Source organism: Bdellovibrio sp. HM001 (genome assembly GCF_055397275.1).
The window spans coordinates 785,846-799,958 of the sequence record NZ_AP029174.1 but is presented as its reverse complement, the minus strand read 5'-3'; the positions used below and the strand labels follow the sequence as shown (position 1 = coordinate 799,958).

Here is a 14,113-nt window from a genome sequence, read left to right as displayed (position 1 = left end):
CTAGACTTCGCGGTACTGTGGTCCACCGCCCCCTTCAGGAACGGTCCACTCGATGTTTTCGAATGGGCACTTAATATCACAAGTCTTGCAATGAATACAGTTCGTATAATTGATTTGTAAGTCCTTCTTACCTGCTTCTTTTGTGGACGGAACCATCTCATATACAGAGGCCGGGCAGAAATGATTACATGGTGATTTGTACTGTGGCTCACATACGGTGCGGCAGATATCCCCGTCCTTCAAAATAAGGTGGTTTGGGGAGTCCTCGTCGTGCATGGTGCCCGTCAAATAAACACTGGAAAGCTTATCAAAGAACAGTTCGCCATCCGGTTTCGGAAGCTTGTTGTCCTCGTGATCCAAACCATAAGGACCCCAGATATCCACAACCTTTTCGGTCGTTTCCGCATCTGTGTGTTCAATAGGCATTGGGTCCTGAAGACCACGGCCACCCGTCAGCTCCTGAAGAGCCAACAAAGGCATGCTTTCCACGAAGCCTTTGCTGAGCGCCTGGTGGAAGTTACGAACGCGATAAAGCTCGGATTTCACATAACCGGCTTCAATACGGTCGGAATAGCCCTTGGTCACAGATTCAGAGAAATCAGCGCCCTTAGCCAAACCATCCACGATGGTTTCAGCGGCCTGCATACCAGACTTCATCGCCAAATGGATACCTTTTAGCTTCTGCACATCCACCATGCTGGCAGAGTCGCCGCACACCATAAAGCCATCGCCATAAAGCTTCGGCATAGAGTACCAGCCACCCGCCGGTAAAGTCTTACCGCCGTAAGCGATCACTTTACCGCCTTTCAGCATGCTCTTCAGGAACGGATGAGTTTTCAATTTTTGCAGTTCGCGGTGTGGATCCAGCAAAGGATCGTTCGTGTCCAAATAAGCCACCAAGCCCACGATGATCTTATCACCCGGCAAAGTGTAGATGAACGTGCCACCGATGGATTTGGACAGCGGGAAGCCCATAGTGTGGATCACCTGACCAGCTTCCACAGTGCCCGGAGGCATCTGGATGATTTCTTTCACGCCCTCTTCAAAAACTTCTTTGTTTTTGCCAGCGCGAAGATCCAGTTTCTTTTCAACTTGTTTGAACAAAGATCCGCGCGTACCTTCCGCGAAGATCACCACTTTCGATTTCAGGATCAAACCTGGTTCAAAGTTGGCTTTTGGATTGCCGTTTTTATCGCGACCCTTGTCGCCCGTGCGAACACCGACGATTTTGTTGCCTTCATACAACGCTTCCACGGCGGCAAAGCCCGGGAAGATGTTGATGCCTTTTTCCTCACACTTAGCGCCCAACCAGCGGTTGAACTTACTCAAGGAAACGATGTAGTTGCCTTCGTTGTGGAACGGCGGCGGAGTGATTGGCAGTTTGAAAGAGAAATCGGAGCCCAGATAATAAACGGCGTCTTTCTTAACTTCAGAATCCAGAGGGCAGCCCTCTTCTTTGAAGTTCGGAACCAGCTCTTGCAAAGCTTTTGGATTCAGAACCGCACCCGAGAAGCTGTGCGCTCCGATCTCAGAGGCCTTTTCCAGGACCACGATCATTTGTTCAGGGATTTGTTCACCTTGTTTGCGACCCGCAGAAACATCTTCGTTGTGTTTCTGAATTTGATTTTGCAAGTGAAGGGCGCAAGACAATCCAGCGGCACCACCACCGACGATCAGGACATCGACGTCCATCGTTTCGCGTGTAACACCTTCAGGTAGTTGATCGTTTACAGACATATTCTCTCCATTCAATTCAAAACAACTTCTAGCAAAAGGCCTATTCTTCCATCGGCTCGTCTTTGACTTCCGCCTGTGGGGCCAGCTTTCTTGGCGGCGTCGACAGCTGAGATTGCACCTTCAAGTCCTCTTCATCGCGACCACCAGGGTAAAGGCGTTTTTTGGCCTTCGTGGCGATCTCTGCTTCGCGAGCCTCATCGTACTGGGGCTCTGTGGCATCCTGAGCCAGGGCCGATTGAACACCTACTGAGGATAGCAGAAACAAACATAAGAAAACTCGGATCATATCCAGCTCCATCTTCTGCGCTCGGGGCGCATATTAAAAGCTAACTGAGAAAGTTGTCATTGAAATATTGCAGGAAATCCCGGACTCCGTCCAGTTTTCAAGTGCACTTTAGGACTTAGTTTTTACAAAGCGCGCGAAGGAGCCGCACCTAGCCCACGGGCAGGCGGCGGTGAAACTTCATAGGTATTTGGCGGCGCACAGAATCGATGCGCTCTCGGTTCAGTTTGGAGATAGTGACCCCCGGAACCCGCTTTTCGACCTGGCCGACCACCGTCCCCCAAGGGTCAATGATCAAGCTGTGCCCATAGGTCTCGCGAGTGCCACCACGAAGACCCAGATGAGTCCCCCCTTGAGCGGCCGCGATCACATAAGATTGATTCTCAATCGCACGGGCGCGCAGCAGGATTTCCCAATGCGCCTCCCCGGTTTTTACCAAAAATGCCGCCGGCAGCAGGATCGCATCGACCTCCTGACGGGCGTACTGGGAAAAGAGCTCCGCAAAGCGCACATCGTAACAGATGGCCTCACCGATCTTAAATTCATCCACCTCAATCACACTGGGAGCCTGCCCGTGACGGAAAACATCCGACTCGCGAAGCGGCGCCTGGCCATCAAGCTGAATATCGAACAAGTGCATTTTTTGATACGTGGGACGAATCTCCCCTTCGGGAGTAATTAACATTGAGGAGTTGTAGAGATGCCCCTCCAAATACAAAGGCACCGACCCCAGATGCAGATAGGTATTATATTTTTTTGCAAGATCCGCGAGCTGCACAAAGGCTGGATGACTGACCGTCAGCCCTTCGATTTTTTCACCCTCTTTCAGGCGCAGATAAAGACAATTTTCCGGAAAACTCACGAATCGCGGTGATGCGCTCTGAAAGGCCTCTTGCAGAAGATTTTCCATCTGAGTGAGGTTGGTTGCGACATCATCCACAGATGTCATTTGAATAGCAGCAACAACCAGTTCAGAACTCATGAAAATCCTCTCTTACTCTGCATTAAGCAGAACATTGGAAGTGCGGGCCTCTTTGACCTCGCGACAGCTCCATTTGGCATCTTCAAGATTTTTTCTGACATTCGTGACGAATTCGCTGCACGACTGATGATTTTGGCCTGAGCCAATCACTTCATCCACACCTTGTTTGGTGTAAATCGTACGGCAAACTTGATCTTTGTCGATCTCAACACGCAGGGTGCGCACTGTTTTATTGTGTTTGCATAAAACCAAGGACTCGCCCAGCTCAGCGGCCTGACCTAAGGACGAAAAAAAAAGCACCGTCATCGTCGCCGAGAACAGTGCTTTTAGTTTATTTGCTTTAAAGATTTGGTCCTGTTTCAAGCTGCTCTCCTCTTTTAACAAGTTGGCCGAAATTAACATTTCTAAACTCAACTTAGATTTTACGCAGCTATGTAAGAGACTAAAACGAAGAGATCGCTTTAAGGACCAAATTTAGACTTTGTCTTAGGCAAACTTTGCCCGGTTGATCTCGTCAGAACAACCGGATGAAAGACTATGCAGATTTAGACTTAGTCGCTTTTTTAGAAGTCTTCTTTTCTTTAGAAGCGCCTTCAACCAACTTCACATTGGAGTAGTCGATGAAGCCTTCTTTTTTCAAAAGACCGTCTTTTTTGTCGTAGTGTGTTTGTACTTTCACACCTTGAACTTGGATTTTCATAGCTTTTGCGTCAACAGCAAGAACAGAACCCTTCTTACCTTTGTCAGAGCCTGTGATAACTTGAACTGTCGCGCCTTTTTTGATTTTCAATTTCATGTCGGCCAGCCTTATTAGTTCTTAATTTTCTTCTTAATTCTCATTTTAACTGCCAAAGCTCTTTTAGAAAGCTTGGAGTCATCTTGATTAAGAATGAAGTTGTCGAAACCGCCAACGTGTTCCATGTCACGGATAGCGCTTGCTGCGATTTGCAATCTAACCATTTGGTTCAGAACGCGGCTAAAGATGCGTTTTTTCTGAACATTTGGTAGAGCAGTTGACTTCGTTTTAATGTTGGAGTGGCTCACCAAGTTCTTAACAATGGGGCCTTTTCCCGTTACTTCACATTTGCTCATTCTAAGCTCCTCTGGCTCATCTCTTACAGGCAGGCCTCAGGCCCGCTAACTGGCTACAAGTCTGGATTGGCGCCTATTGGCGCGGCAAAACAAGAAACAACCATATAAAGTAAAAAGACACTTGATGGCAACTGTTTTTTCTCGTATACACAAGAACTCGCTAACCAATAGGAAATCGAAAGAGGATAGTAATGAAAAAGACAACTCGTAGCAAATACCGTCAGGAATTCTCTGGTGACCACGTATTCGATTACAAAGATCCAGCATCTTTGACTCGTTTCATCGGTGACGGTGGTAAAATCACTCCATCCAGAATCTCTAAACTTTCCGTTGCTCAACAGAAAAAAGTTGCTGCAGCTGTAAAGAAGTCCCGTAACTTGGGTCTATTGCCTTCTGGCTCTGACTCTTACGATACATTCCACAGAGCAGAAGCAATTTCTCCAGTTCCTTTCGAGATCTAATCCGATCTGAACTTGTAGATAGGTTTCCTGATTGGGAAGACAAAAAAGCCGGTGATGAACCGGCTTTTTTGCGTTTTGAACCTGATTTTAAGCCCTTAGGACTTTTTTCGGGATAATTTCCACCAGCACCAGGCCGTCACCGCCATCATCGCCATGTAACTTTTACTGGACCATTGATGCAGCACAGGACCCGGAATTCCAATAAATGAGAGTTGCTCAAAAGGCACCCCCCAGTTCGCCAGCCGAATCCCCAAAATAGGCAACGCAAACAGCGTCCAAAATTGCATAACCACGACAAACCACAGCATTTGACTGAGTTCAGCCCGGCGGTACTCCCAAGTCATCAAAACAACCGGAAGCGCCACGAACAAGACCCCAGCCAGAGTGGCCGCAACCTGACGGTCTTCAACACCCCGGAACAGGGCCATCACAGAGATGATAACAATGAACTGGGCGATCAAATATCCAAGAAAGGCATTTCGTCTCATATCCAAGAAGCTAGACCAGCCTCGAAGACAACTCAAGACCCAGGGCAGCCGAACCCCCTTTAATTTGCAGCAGACATCCGGCTCCGCCCGGCCCCCGCCTTGCACTAAGGGTCTTTCAACAACTTAAACAATGGGGGAACCATGAAACTCTATGCACTCAATCTTTTGCTTCTACAAAACCAACTTAAAAACTTTGGCCTGAACCCTGCCGAATGGAGCCTGCTCAAGATCCAAAACTTCGGCTTCCGCATCCAACATCGCGAGGACCACGATCTGGTGCTGTTTGGGCAGATAGAATATCGCAACCAAAGCCCTCGCTGGAAGTCTTTGGAAATTTCATTCTAAAGACCTAGTAAACCTCACAGCGCACAGAGAACAGACTGCGATTCCAGATATCCTGCTCGGACAGGACCAGAGTGGCCTTACGAGGCTCTGCCGCCACGTAGTTTGGATCCGAAGATGGCGGGATTTCTTCACCAGGAAGCTTTTCGTAAACTTTTCTACGGAAGCTGACCCAGGACTCTTCGCCATTGGCGCGCGTGTAGATACTCTTCAAACGGCAAAAAATCGCGATTTCTGCGTCTTGCATCCATCCGAATCTCTCCAACCCCGGCTCTGGGGGCTTTGTCCCCCACGCCAGCCGCGCCATCAACTCCAAACCATCATTCAGGGCCGAGCGAACCTCGGCCAGACCATAAAGCTGAGGCGTGCACTCCGCCGACGCCTTCCCAACACCTTCAGCCACTTGACGCAGAATCGTGAAGTACTCATAACAAGACCCCGCACTGTTCCCGAGCTGACATGCCTCTTTTGCACGCACAATCGTCGGTGGGATTTTGTTTTTCTTGTAAAGGGTTGGGAAGATGTTGCCTTTTTGCAACTCCTTAAAGGTTTCCGCCTGCGTATCGCACACAGAGTGAGGCGGGCTCATGACCATAAACACAACAATAGCGACTGCCAGGACCAGGATGGCAAGGACAGGCTTCGGCAACGAGTTCAAAAAGTTTTCCATGGAAAAAAGGATAGCTTATATTGTGCGTTAGAATCTAGTAGTTTGACAACTGGCCCCACCATTATGTAGTTTCCTTTCTCTGTCGGGGAGTAGCGCAGTCTGGTAGCGCATCTGGTTTGGGACCAGAGGGTCGTAGGTTCGAATCCTATCTCCCCGACCATTTTAGCCTTTTAAAAGTGATCGCAAAGCGATTAGTTTTAAAAGGCTTTTTTCGTTTCAGGGCCACGACGACCCGAGTTCCATCCTCGCGCAACACCAAAATCAAAGTTAAGGAGTTTTTTATGTCTCATTCTTCGGATCCAAAAAATGATGCTTTGTTGGTGGACTCTTCTGCGCAGCTGACTGCGGAGGCTGAGTTGCTTGAAGAAAATTTTGAATCCGCTGACACCCTTGAGGATTTCACAAAAGCTCTGATGGAAAGTCTCACTTCAAAACTTCATGCAAATATCGACGAGATTTTAAAACAGAACAAATAGCTCGCTGAAAAACGCACTGACGTTCGGTGCGTTTTCCATCTATCAAAACAATTCTTTTAGTTAGCCTAGCCTGTTTGAAATCTCGATAATCCCCCAGTGGCTGTTTTCAATTCGAACAAACGCTTTGTCAGGATTTCATTTTGATAGTCCGCCGCACCAAGACATCCCGTATTTCATGATTGAAACGCAAAAACCCGCTTGATAATCGTGAAATGTCTACAAGGGGGGAACTGTGGGCCGTTCGTTATTTTTGTCAATTGCGCTAGTTTTAACATCTTTTGCCGCCAAAGCTGACCTTCGCGGTGATCTAAAGAAACAAATCACTTCAGAACACCGTCCAATCTCTTACGATAAGGCACAAGTCGAACTCCTCGGGAACGTCTCGCTGATCCGACTGTCTGACGGCTCTTATGCTATTGACGAAGTGTATTGCTCGACTCCCTATGGCCGAACCCACTTGGGAAGCGGCGTAGGTCCTGGCAAAGAACCTTCCTCAACGATCGTTAACGTTGAGCACACCGTCGCACAATCTTGGTTTAAAGGACGCCATTACTTCAATGTTGGGAAGGCTGACTTGCACCATCTTTATCCTTCTGACTCCAGAGCCAACTCAATGCGCGGCAACTTTGCCTTTGGTGAAGTGAATACGGTTAAAAACACACCAAGATGTTTTGACGAACAAAGACAGGATATTTCCACCGAATCAAAGCTGGGCAGTGGCAGCGGCAGTGAGCTGGTTTTTGAGCCACCCACAAAGCACAAGGGCAATGTGGCTAGAGCCGTATTTTATTTTGCAGTTCGCTATGACTTCCCGATCCCAGCCAACTTGGAAAAAACTCTTCGCCGCTGGAACAAGCTTGATCCCGTAGATCAGGCAGAACTTGAACGCAATGACGCTATTGAAAGAATTCAAGGAAACCGCAATCCATTCATTGATCATCCGGAATACGCTGATCAAATCTCTAAATTCTAGTCTTGAAGAGTCTTCTTCAAGACTACTTCTAACTTGAAGCTAAAGACTGCCGAAGAGCTTGGCTTGATATATCAAGGCAATTTTGTCCGATTGTGAACCAAGCTCAAAAAAGAAAAACTGAAATAGTTAAACCTTAAATGCTTCAGGACTCATCCTGCGAACTTGAAACTCTTCGGACGCCAAATGAGGCAACAAAAAGTTCCCGAAGGCCCCGGAAACAAACTCAACCAAAATTCCCGAGCCTTTTGTTCTTTTCGCCAAAGCCAGTGCCTCGGCAAAAGACTGCACGTCACTTGCGGGCTGCCCTTGAACGGCTTTCACAAAGTCTGAAACCGAAATACCCATCTCGTCCGCCAGACTGCCGGGCACCACATGAGACACCACCAGCTTGGATCCCCCCAGATAAAAATCCCGAAGAATCTGATCGCGACTGTAACCAAAGGCAATCAATGCCGAAACAACATCAGTACAAATATCCTGCAGGATCAATTCGCCGAAAGACAAATAGGGCCTATCGACCAAAACAGGTCTTCGCGAAATCTCTCCGGACTCCCAAGAAAAGATTCGGCCTTTTAACACCCGCTTCTTTTTTTTCCTCAGAATCGTGACAGACACTTCTCTTCCTTCAGGCACACCGTGAATGACATCGTAGATGTTTCTTTTCCTATCACTGGCCATAGGCAACACATTGCCATGCCGATCCAATGACTCTCCGGCCATGGCCAGAATCACATCCCTGCTTTGCAAACCCATGGCCTCTGCCGGACTTCCGGGAAGGACTTTACGAATGATAACCCCCGTGTCGGCAGGGACTCCCAGCAGCCGGTAATTCCATTCTGAATTTTTCTGAATCAACGGCCCCAGACGGGACAACGATGCCTTGTCTTTTTTTAAAAAGGTTTCCAAAACGTTTTTGGCCAGATGAATCGGCGTGATAAAACTAAAATTCTCTGCACCTTCTATCACGGCCGTATTGATCCCGACCACCCAGCCTCCTGCAACAAGCGCCGGGCCTCCGCTGTTTCCAAAGTTGATGGCAGCATCAGTGACCAGACGCTCAGTGGTGTCACCCGTGCCTGCAATAAAGTTTGAAATTTCGCCTCCGGAAAAATGTGGCTCATCCACCCCCAAGGGAAAACCGATGGTCTTCACCTCCGCACCGCGATGCAATTTCACATCAAAACCCAACTTCAAGGCCGGGATCTTCTTCAACCCGGTCAGTTTCAGGAATCGTTTGATGTCATTTGCCCCCAGACGGAGCAGGGCCACATCCGGTTCCAGGTCCTCGACCATCCCCAGAATTTCCGCGCGAAAGGATTCGTCACTTGTCAGGGTCGATCGCACTTCAATACGCACCGAATTTCGAACGACATGGCTGTTGGTCAGGATGTATCCCCCCTCCCCATGAAGTTGAATAAAAAAACCGGAAGCACTCCACTGCTCAGGCGCGACAAAGCGCGGATCCAAAATTGAACGTGGATCCGTCTCGCTAAATCCCTGGACAAAGATGCGAACGACCGCTCGGGTGGCTTCGTGAGCCTGCCTGGCCATGCTGGAAATTTTTGGAGACATACTCCCGAAGTTTAGTGGACGGATAGCGTGAAAACCATCGACGGGCTCAGCTGGTGTTAAGACTCAAACTATAACTTAGCCATGACAGCGGACCGTTGCCAAAGCGCAGATCTTTCTTTCATGTCCCGCACGTAACTCGCCTGATCGTTCTTTGAATGACATCATTTAAAAATTAAAAGGAGTCGGCACTATGAAATCTCTTCGGGTTCAATCCCTTCCCCTGCACAAACCCATCATTCTCAAAAAAGACAAATCTCTGCGCCAGGCAGCTCTTGCAATGAACCGCAACCATGTCGGAAGTGTTATTGTCTCTGACGGCCATGGAGTTCTGCGGGGTCTGTTTACGGACCGCGATCTGGCTTTGGCTCTGGCCCTGAAGAACATGCGAACTTCCGTTCCTGTAGGAGAAATCACTCAGCAGTCACTTATTTATGTCGACGAAAACGCGACCCTGGAAAACGTTATTGATCTGATGAAAAAATTTGCCATCCGCCGGGTGCCCGTCGTGCGCAGTCGGCACAATGGGAAGCAAACCTGCCTGGGCATTATCACCCTGGATGATCTGATCAAAGAAGGACTTATCGACAAAAAAGATGAAATCCAGATTCTGCGTTCGCAGTTAAACTTGCCGAGCGAAAGACGCACCCGTAGCCGGTTAAAAAATATCTTCCGCGCACAAGAGCACAAAGAGCATGCAATGGCCATCTTCCTGAAATCCATTTCAGAGTACACCAATCTGAACCGGGCCAGCGCCAAGACACTGACCCTGGAAACACTGACATTGGTTTTAAGAAGAATTTCAGAAAATTCGGGGTCTAATTTCTTGTCGCAACTTCCCCACGAGCTTCAGATGCAATTGCTTTCAGAAGTCTCCCCAGCAGATCGATCCATCAATGCTTCCCTGATCTCAGAGCATATTCAAAGGAAGTTTAAAGTCCCTCCTAAGCAGGCCGAGGCTTTGCTTCAAAGTTTCTGGAGAGCCCTGGCCCGGTCCGTCTCCATCACCGAGCTCCGCAAAGTGGAGCGGGATTTACCACGGGAGATCACGCAAATGCTCTCCCCTCGGGCCTCGATGATCTGAAACAATCTATGGAGTCGAACATGAAAAAAATGAACACCTTGATTGCCACACTGGTCCTGATCACTGCTGGTTGTGCGACCATCTCAAAAGACAGTGCAGATCTGGATCGACGTATCCAATCAGAAGCCCCAGCGAACACTCCTGAAGAAATCGCACAGCGGGCTGCGGATGTCTTTTCATCCGCCCCCGGTCTGAGCCAGGACCAACGAGCCAAGCTCAATGCCTTGTACTTAAGAACCTATGCTGACTCAAGACAGATCCGCAAAGAGATCGGCCAGATGAAGTCTCTTTTATTTAAAGAAGCTGCCATCAAGAAATTCAAATCCAAAGACATCAACGATCTCACCCGAAGAATCATGGACGCCGATCAAAGAAGGTTGAATATCATGTTCGCCGCCCTGGAAGAAATGCAGACCATTGTGGGGCATGGGGATGACAAAAAGGAACTTTACGAATACTTGCGCAAGTACGACTATCCCGGAAGCACTTTACGATAGGACTCCGGGATCAAGGTGAAAGGGCGGGATTCATCTGAAGGGCTTTTCGGGCCTCTTCGTACCCGCCCAGATTGGTCAGGTTCTTAAAGCCGAGCTCTTTCATGATCGTCACCGCCTGGGTCGCTCGCTTCCCACCTTTGCAATAAACTTTATAACTGTCCTCACGATTTAGTTTTGAAACCCGGTGACGAAAGCTCTTGTTTAACACATCGATATTGATGGCTCCGGGCAAGTACCCTTGGGAATATTCTTCCGGGGTGCGCACATCAAGCAAAACTTCTTTGGCCGAAGCAAAAGAGAAGTTAAAAACAACGAGACAAAAAAACACGCCCCAAAGTCGTTTCATACGCCCCCCGGGCGCGAGGCCGGACATGCAATCCATATCCGGCCGGTCTAATCAATGAATGGAAATCTGCTTGCTTTTGGACTCTGCCGTTTTAGGAATTGTCACGGACAACACTCCGTTTTCAAATTTAGCATCCACTTTCTTCTCATCGATCGCCTGAGGCAAAGTGAAACTTCTCATGCAGGAACCGTAAGAAATCTCGGAGAAATATCTCTTTTTGCTTTTTTCTTCCTTCTCCGACCTTCTTTCTGCCCGAATGGTAAGTCGATCACCCTCGACCTCCACCTTCACATCTTCTTTTTTTATGCCAGGAAGATCCACCTTCAAAAGGTAATTCTTATCCTCCTCAATAAGCTCGCTGGAGGGCATCAGACTCAACTCTTCGCCCAATTCCCCACTTCTCAGCTCCATCAGTTCGTTCAACAGACGATCAATCCGACTTTGTTGCCGACTCATCTCTCTAAATGGGTTCGCTAAAGATCTTTCGCGCCATAAACTTGGTAGATTCACCATAGTAACTCCTTGGTTAGACAGTAGACTAAAACAAGACACCTGGAGTTCTTTATAGAATTCCTCAGCATTTGCATAGAAACAACCAACCATAAAAAACGACTGACCTGTATCAAATGCGGCCTGTTTGCCAGCTTACAGACGCGACTTTCTTACCCACATTAAACCACTTAAAAGAAGCAGCACCAGCGTGCTGGTCACAACCCAATCCTCCGGTCGCAAAGGAGACAGCCGGAGGAAGCTAAGGGAATCCGAAAAGTGAATAAGCCCCACCGATGAAAGGAATGTTGTGAGCGCCAGAGCGGTGGCAACCTTGGACTTAAAACGAGTGAGATACAAAGCCGCTCCGCCACTCCAGAAAGTCAAAAGCGCCATCGCCATTGCGCGAGCCCGCTCGGGATCACCGGACTCTTCCAGAGTATGCGTGAATCCCCATCCCATTGCTCCGGCCAAAAGCACCCCAGCAAGACAGATGCTGATCATTTGTTGAGAAGAAAAGATCTTTGGATTGTTCGGCTCTTCTGGCGCTGCGGTCGCTGCGGCTTGGAAAGCCAAAAGTGCCGTCGGGTGAATCAATAGTTCCAGCCACACTATATGAACAGGAAGATAGACCAAGGGATACCCAGCCAAAGGTAAAATAGCCGCAGTTAAGACAAGCGGAACATGAAGAAGCAGAAGATATTCAAAACTCATTTTCAGATTTAAAAAAAGCTGTCGGCCTTCCCGAATTGCATTGATGATCGTGCTAAAATTGTCGTCCGCCAGAATAATTGACGAAACTTCTTTTGCACTTCGCGAACCTCTTTCGCCCATGGCAATTCCGATATCAGCCGCCTTCAAGGCTGGAACATCGTTCACGCCATCCCCTGTAACAGCGACAAGCTCACCCAAACGCTTAAGTGCCATGACGATCCTCAACTTCTGCATCGGAGTACAACGAGCCACTACATCCACGGTCTTCAAATAGCCCGCATTGTGATTCAGCCACTCCTCCTGAAACTTTTCAGACTCCTCTTCCGCGGAAACGACAACCGGCTCGGTCAAGGTTAGGCCTGCATCCTTAGCGATCGCAGCCGACGTCTCAGGATGGTCCCCGGTAATCATTAACACTCGTATGCCATTGCTGCGGCAGTATGCCATGGCGTCTGCAACCTCCGGGCGCGCCGGATCCTCAAAAGCCAGTAAGCCGCAAAACTCCAGACCTCCCTCCGGTTCGTTTTCAAAGAGCGCAGCAGACCTCTTCTTGGCAACCCCAATGACCTTGTGCCCAGTTCTCGCCCACTGAGAGACTCGCTCCCCCCACAAGGCTCTTTCATTCACAGCAAGGCCGGACATTGCAAGAATCCTCTCAGGGGAGCCCTTTACATGCGCCATAAAATCGCCACCGGATTCCTGAGTCAGCACGGTTTCTCGTTTTCTGTCCTCTGTAAATGGGAAGACTCGCAACCTCAATGGACTGTCCAAGTTCATTTGTTGCGCGACCTGCCTGATGGCAGTATCAACAGGATCCGAATCCGAGCTTGATGCAGCCAACGCAGTCCTTAACAGGGACAAGACATCCCCCTTGTTCGGCTCCCAATGTGTCAAAGTCAAACGGCCATGCGTGATTGTACCCGTCTTATCCGTGCAAATATGAGTTATCCGACCAATATTCTCAACGCTGACAGCTCGCCGAACAAGCGCACGCTTTTTTGCCAGGCGATAGACCCCGACTCCCAGGAAGAATGTAAATACGACAGGAAACTCTTCTGGCATCGCCGCCACTGCCATCGTTGCGGCACTTAACAGAGCATCCAGCCAGCCATGCCCTTGATAGATCCGGACCGCAGCCAGAACTAGACAAAGCAGGACCGACCCCAGAACCAGAATCTGTACCAACCGCCCGATCGAAGCCTGCAGCGGTGTGCGCTCATGCGGCATGCGGGCCACAGAGCGCACAATTTCACCGTAAGACGTGCTGGAACCGGTGAGCAAGACTCTCAAAGCACCACTGCCTGTCAGTACTCTTGTACCCGCATAACCCAAGGTCTCAGAAGGAACTCGGACCTCTTCCAGAGCAGACATCGCAAAGAGATCCAGAGTGCTTGGCATTTTCTTGACCGGCTGCGACTCTCCCGTCAGAACTGATTCATCCAACTGAATATCCTGGGTCCTTTCAAAAACTCCGTCAGCGGGAACAACCACCCCGTGTACTAATAGCACCAAATCGCCTGGCACCAAATCCCGGGCATCAATCTCAATTTCCCTGGATTCACGATAGACTTGAACACGGCTGGACAACTGCCCCCTCAATGACGACGTCGAGGCTTGAGTTCTCCAGTGTAAAAAGGCATCCATAAATAAGAGTGGAAAAATAGCAACATACAGAGTTATGCCGTCCGTCGGCTCCCCAACCAAAAAGAAGGCCGAGCCGACCGCTAGCAGAAACCAAATCATTGGATCTTTCAATGTATCAGTCAGGAGATCGATCCAAGGGCTCCCGGAAACTTCGACAATGTTATTGGGTCCGAAGCGCTCCCTTTGTTCGGCCACATCCGCTAGAGTCAAGCCACCATCCCGACGTCGAAGTCTTTTGATGTTTTCTAAAGAGATGGTCTTCATCT

18 protein-coding genes and 1 tRNA gene are annotated in these 14,113 nt (G+C 48.9%); 7 read left to right on the top strand and 12 right to left on the bottom strand.

All coding sequences use genetic code 11. The features are described from left to right. From ACZ5ZZ_RS03950 to rpmB, 6 genes are all read right to left on the bottom strand, one after another. Positions 1-1,737, bottom strand: a complete 1,737-nt coding sequence (locus ACZ5ZZ_RS03950) for an electron transfer flavoprotein-ubiquinone oxidoreductase (RefSeq protein ID WP_464141345.1) — start codon at positions 1,735-1,737, stop codon at positions 1-3. A gap of 40 nt (positions 1,738-1,777) precedes the next feature. Next, positions 1,778-2,023, bottom strand: a complete 246-nt coding sequence (locus ACZ5ZZ_RS03945; RefSeq protein WP_464118055.1) for a hypothetical protein — start codon at positions 2,021-2,023, stop codon at positions 1,778-1,780. 148 nt (positions 2,024-2,171) lie between these two features. Continuing rightward, on the bottom strand, positions 2,172-3,002 hold the full coding sequence (locus ACZ5ZZ_RS03940) for a carbon-nitrogen hydrolase family protein (protein WP_464141343.1): 831 nt from the start codon (positions 3,000-3,002) through the stop codon (positions 2,172-2,174). A gap of 12 nt (positions 3,003-3,014) precedes the next feature. Next, entirely contained in the window at positions 3,015-3,365 is a 351-nt protein-coding gene (locus ACZ5ZZ_RS03935) for a hypothetical protein (RefSeq protein ID WP_464141342.1), read from the bottom strand. A gap of 172 nt (positions 3,366-3,537) precedes the next feature. Further along, the gene (locus ACZ5ZZ_RS03930) at positions 3,538-3,798 is read right to left on the bottom strand and encodes a KOW motif-containing protein (protein ID WP_464118058.1); all 261 of its coding nucleotides are present in this window, start codon (positions 3,796-3,798) and stop codon (positions 3,538-3,540) included. Positions 3,799-3,812: 14 nt separating this feature from the next. Then, on the bottom strand, positions 3,813-4,094 hold the full coding sequence (gene rpmB, locus ACZ5ZZ_RS03925) for a 50S ribosomal protein L28 (RefSeq protein WP_262554330.1): 282 nt from the start codon (positions 4,092-4,094) through the stop codon (positions 3,813-3,815). A 191-nt stretch (positions 4,095-4,285) separates the two neighbouring features. On the opposite strand from rpmB, the gene rpsR reads away from it, so the two are divergent. Further along, entirely contained in the window at positions 4,286-4,555 is a 270-nt protein-coding gene (gene rpsR / locus ACZ5ZZ_RS03920) for a 30S ribosomal protein S18 (RefSeq protein WP_464118059.1), read from the top strand. Between the two features lie 95 nt (positions 4,556-4,650). On the opposite strand, the gene ACZ5ZZ_RS03915 is transcribed toward rpsR, so the two are convergent. Further along, positions 4,651-5,043: a hypothetical protein gene (locus ACZ5ZZ_RS03915; RefSeq protein WP_464141340.1), complete on the bottom strand. Its 393-nt coding sequence runs from the start codon at positions 5,041-5,043 to the stop codon at positions 4,651-4,653. Between the two features lie 141 nt (positions 5,044-5,184). Between ACZ5ZZ_RS03915 and ACZ5ZZ_RS03910 the strand changes: the two genes are divergently transcribed. Further along, positions 5,185-5,388: a hypothetical protein gene (locus ACZ5ZZ_RS03910; RefSeq protein ID WP_464141338.1), complete on the top strand. Its 204-nt coding sequence runs from the start codon at positions 5,185-5,187 to the stop codon at positions 5,386-5,388. A gap of 4 nt (positions 5,389-5,392) precedes the next feature. On the opposite strand, the gene ACZ5ZZ_RS03905 is transcribed toward ACZ5ZZ_RS03910, so the two are convergent. Beyond that, positions 5,393-6,055, bottom strand: coding sequence for a hypothetical protein (locus ACZ5ZZ_RS03905; protein ID WP_464118062.1), 663 nt, complete (start codon positions 6,053-6,055; stop codon positions 5,393-5,395). A gap of 83 nt (positions 6,056-6,138) precedes the next feature. On the opposite strand from ACZ5ZZ_RS03905, the gene ACZ5ZZ_RS03900 reads away from it, so the two are divergent. The 3 genes from ACZ5ZZ_RS03900 to ACZ5ZZ_RS03890 all read left to right on the top strand — a co-directional run bounded on the left by ACZ5ZZ_RS03900 (position 6,139) and on the right by ACZ5ZZ_RS03890 (position 7,504). After that, positions 6,139-6,215 (top strand) — tRNA-Pro (locus ACZ5ZZ_RS03900). A gap of 121 nt (positions 6,216-6,336) precedes the next feature. After that, complete coding sequence (locus ACZ5ZZ_RS03895; protein ID WP_464141336.1) at positions 6,337-6,531, top strand: hypothetical protein; 195 nt, start codon at positions 6,337-6,339, stop codon at positions 6,529-6,531. A 232-nt stretch (positions 6,532-6,763) separates the two neighbouring features. Beyond that, on the top strand, positions 6,764-7,504 hold the full coding sequence (locus ACZ5ZZ_RS03890; protein ID WP_464133597.1) for an endonuclease I family protein: 741 nt from the start codon (positions 6,764-6,766) through the stop codon (positions 7,502-7,504). 126 nt (positions 7,505-7,630) lie between these two features. Here the strand turns inward: ACZ5ZZ_RS03890 and ACZ5ZZ_RS03885 are convergent, their stop codons facing one another. Then, positions 7,631-9,076 carry a trypsin-like peptidase domain-containing protein gene (locus ACZ5ZZ_RS03885; protein ID WP_464141335.1) on the bottom strand — a complete coding sequence of 482 codons (1,446 nt, stop codon included), beginning with the start codon at positions 9,074-9,076 and terminating at the stop codon, positions 7,631-7,633. 190 nt (positions 9,077-9,266) lie between these two features. On the opposite strand from ACZ5ZZ_RS03885, the gene ACZ5ZZ_RS03880 reads away from it, so the two are divergent. Together ACZ5ZZ_RS03880 and ACZ5ZZ_RS03875 are read left to right on the top strand one after the other, a co-directional pair. Continuing rightward, the gene (locus ACZ5ZZ_RS03880; RefSeq protein WP_464133593.1) at positions 9,267-10,157 is read left to right on the top strand and encodes a CBS domain-containing protein; all 891 of its coding nucleotides are present in this window, start codon (positions 9,267-9,269) and stop codon (positions 10,155-10,157) included. Positions 10,158-10,177: 20 nt separating this feature from the next. After that, the gene (locus tag ACZ5ZZ_RS03875; protein ID WP_464133590.1) at positions 10,178-10,654 is read left to right on the top strand and encodes a hypothetical protein; all 477 of its coding nucleotides are present in this window, start codon (positions 10,178-10,180) and stop codon (positions 10,652-10,654) included. Positions 10,655-10,664: 10 nt separating this feature from the next. Here the strand turns inward: ACZ5ZZ_RS03875 and ACZ5ZZ_RS03870 are convergent, their stop codons facing one another. The 3 genes from ACZ5ZZ_RS03870 to ACZ5ZZ_RS03860 form a co-directional block, all read right to left on the bottom strand. Next, the gene (locus tag ACZ5ZZ_RS03870; RefSeq protein WP_464141334.1) at positions 10,665-11,000 is read right to left on the bottom strand and encodes a rhodanese-like domain-containing protein; all 336 of its coding nucleotides are present in this window, start codon (positions 10,998-11,000) and stop codon (positions 10,665-10,667) included. Positions 11,001-11,051: 51 nt separating this feature from the next. After that, on the bottom strand, positions 11,052-11,513 hold the full coding sequence (locus tag ACZ5ZZ_RS03865) for an Hsp20/alpha crystallin family protein (RefSeq protein WP_464141332.1): 462 nt from the start codon (positions 11,511-11,513) through the stop codon (positions 11,052-11,054). A 132-nt stretch (positions 11,514-11,645) separates the two neighbouring features. Continuing rightward, on the bottom strand, positions 11,646-14,111 hold the full coding sequence (locus ACZ5ZZ_RS03860; protein WP_464141329.1) for a cation-translocating P-type ATPase: 2,466 nt from the start codon (positions 14,109-14,111) through the stop codon (positions 11,646-11,648). Between the last annotated feature and the right edge of the window lie 2 nt (positions 14,112-14,113).

Excerpts from the sequence above, each read along its gene's own strand:
- ACZ5ZZ_RS03950 (WP_464141345.1), bottom strand. The coding sequence starts at position 1,737 with ATGTCTGTAAACGATCAACTACCTGAAGGTGTTACACGCGAAACGATG.
- ACZ5ZZ_RS03945 (WP_464118055.1), bottom strand. The coding sequence starts at position 2,023 with ATGATCCGAGTTTTCTTATGTTTGTTTCTGCTATCCTCAGTAGGTGTT.
- ACZ5ZZ_RS03940 (WP_464141343.1), bottom strand. The coding sequence starts at position 3,002 with ATGAGTTCTGAACTGGTTGTTGCTGCTATTCAAATGACATCTGTGGAT.
- ACZ5ZZ_RS03930 (WP_464118058.1), bottom strand. The coding sequence starts at position 3,798 with ATGAAATTGAAAATCAAAAAAGGCGCGACAGTTCAAGTTATCACAGGC.
- rpmB (WP_262554330.1), bottom strand. The coding sequence starts at position 4,094 with ATGAGCAAATGTGAAGTAACGGGAAAAGGCCCCATTGTTAAGAACTTG.
- rpsR (WP_464118059.1), top strand. The coding sequence starts at position 4,286 with ATGAAAAAGACAACTCGTAGCAAATACCGTCAGGAATTCTCTGGTGAC.
- ACZ5ZZ_RS03915 (WP_464141340.1), bottom strand. The coding sequence starts at position 5,043 with ATGAGACGAAATGCCTTTCTTGGATATTTGATCGCCCAGTTCATTGTT.
- ACZ5ZZ_RS03910 (WP_464141338.1), top strand. The coding sequence starts at position 5,185 with ATGAAACTCTATGCACTCAATCTTTTGCTTCTACAAAACCAACTTAAA.
- ACZ5ZZ_RS03905 (WP_464118062.1), bottom strand. The coding sequence starts at position 6,055 with ATGGAAAACTTTTTGAACTCGTTGCCGAAGCCTGTCCTTGCCATCCTG.
- ACZ5ZZ_RS03895 (WP_464141336.1), top strand. The coding sequence starts at position 6,337 with ATGTCTCATTCTTCGGATCCAAAAAATGATGCTTTGTTGGTGGACTCT.
- ACZ5ZZ_RS03885 (WP_464141335.1), bottom strand. The coding sequence starts at position 9,076 with ATGTCTCCAAAAATTTCCAGCATGGCCAGGCAGGCTCACGAAGCCACC.
- ACZ5ZZ_RS03880 (WP_464133593.1), top strand. The coding sequence starts at position 9,267 with ATGAAATCTCTTCGGGTTCAATCCCTTCCCCTGCACAAACCCATCATT.
- ACZ5ZZ_RS03875 (WP_464133590.1), top strand. The coding sequence starts at position 10,178 with ATGAAAAAAATGAACACCTTGATTGCCACACTGGTCCTGATCACTGCT.
- ACZ5ZZ_RS03870 (WP_464141334.1), bottom strand. The coding sequence starts at position 11,000 with ATGAAACGACTTTGGGGCGTGTTTTTTTGTCTCGTTGTTTTTAACTTC.
- ACZ5ZZ_RS03865 (WP_464141332.1), bottom strand. The coding sequence starts at position 11,513 with ATGGTGAATCTACCAAGTTTATGGCGCGAAAGATCTTTAGCGAACCCA.
- ACZ5ZZ_RS03860 (WP_464141329.1), bottom strand. The coding sequence starts at position 14,111 with ATGAAGACCATCTCTTTAGAAAACATCAAAAGACTTCGACGTCGGGAT.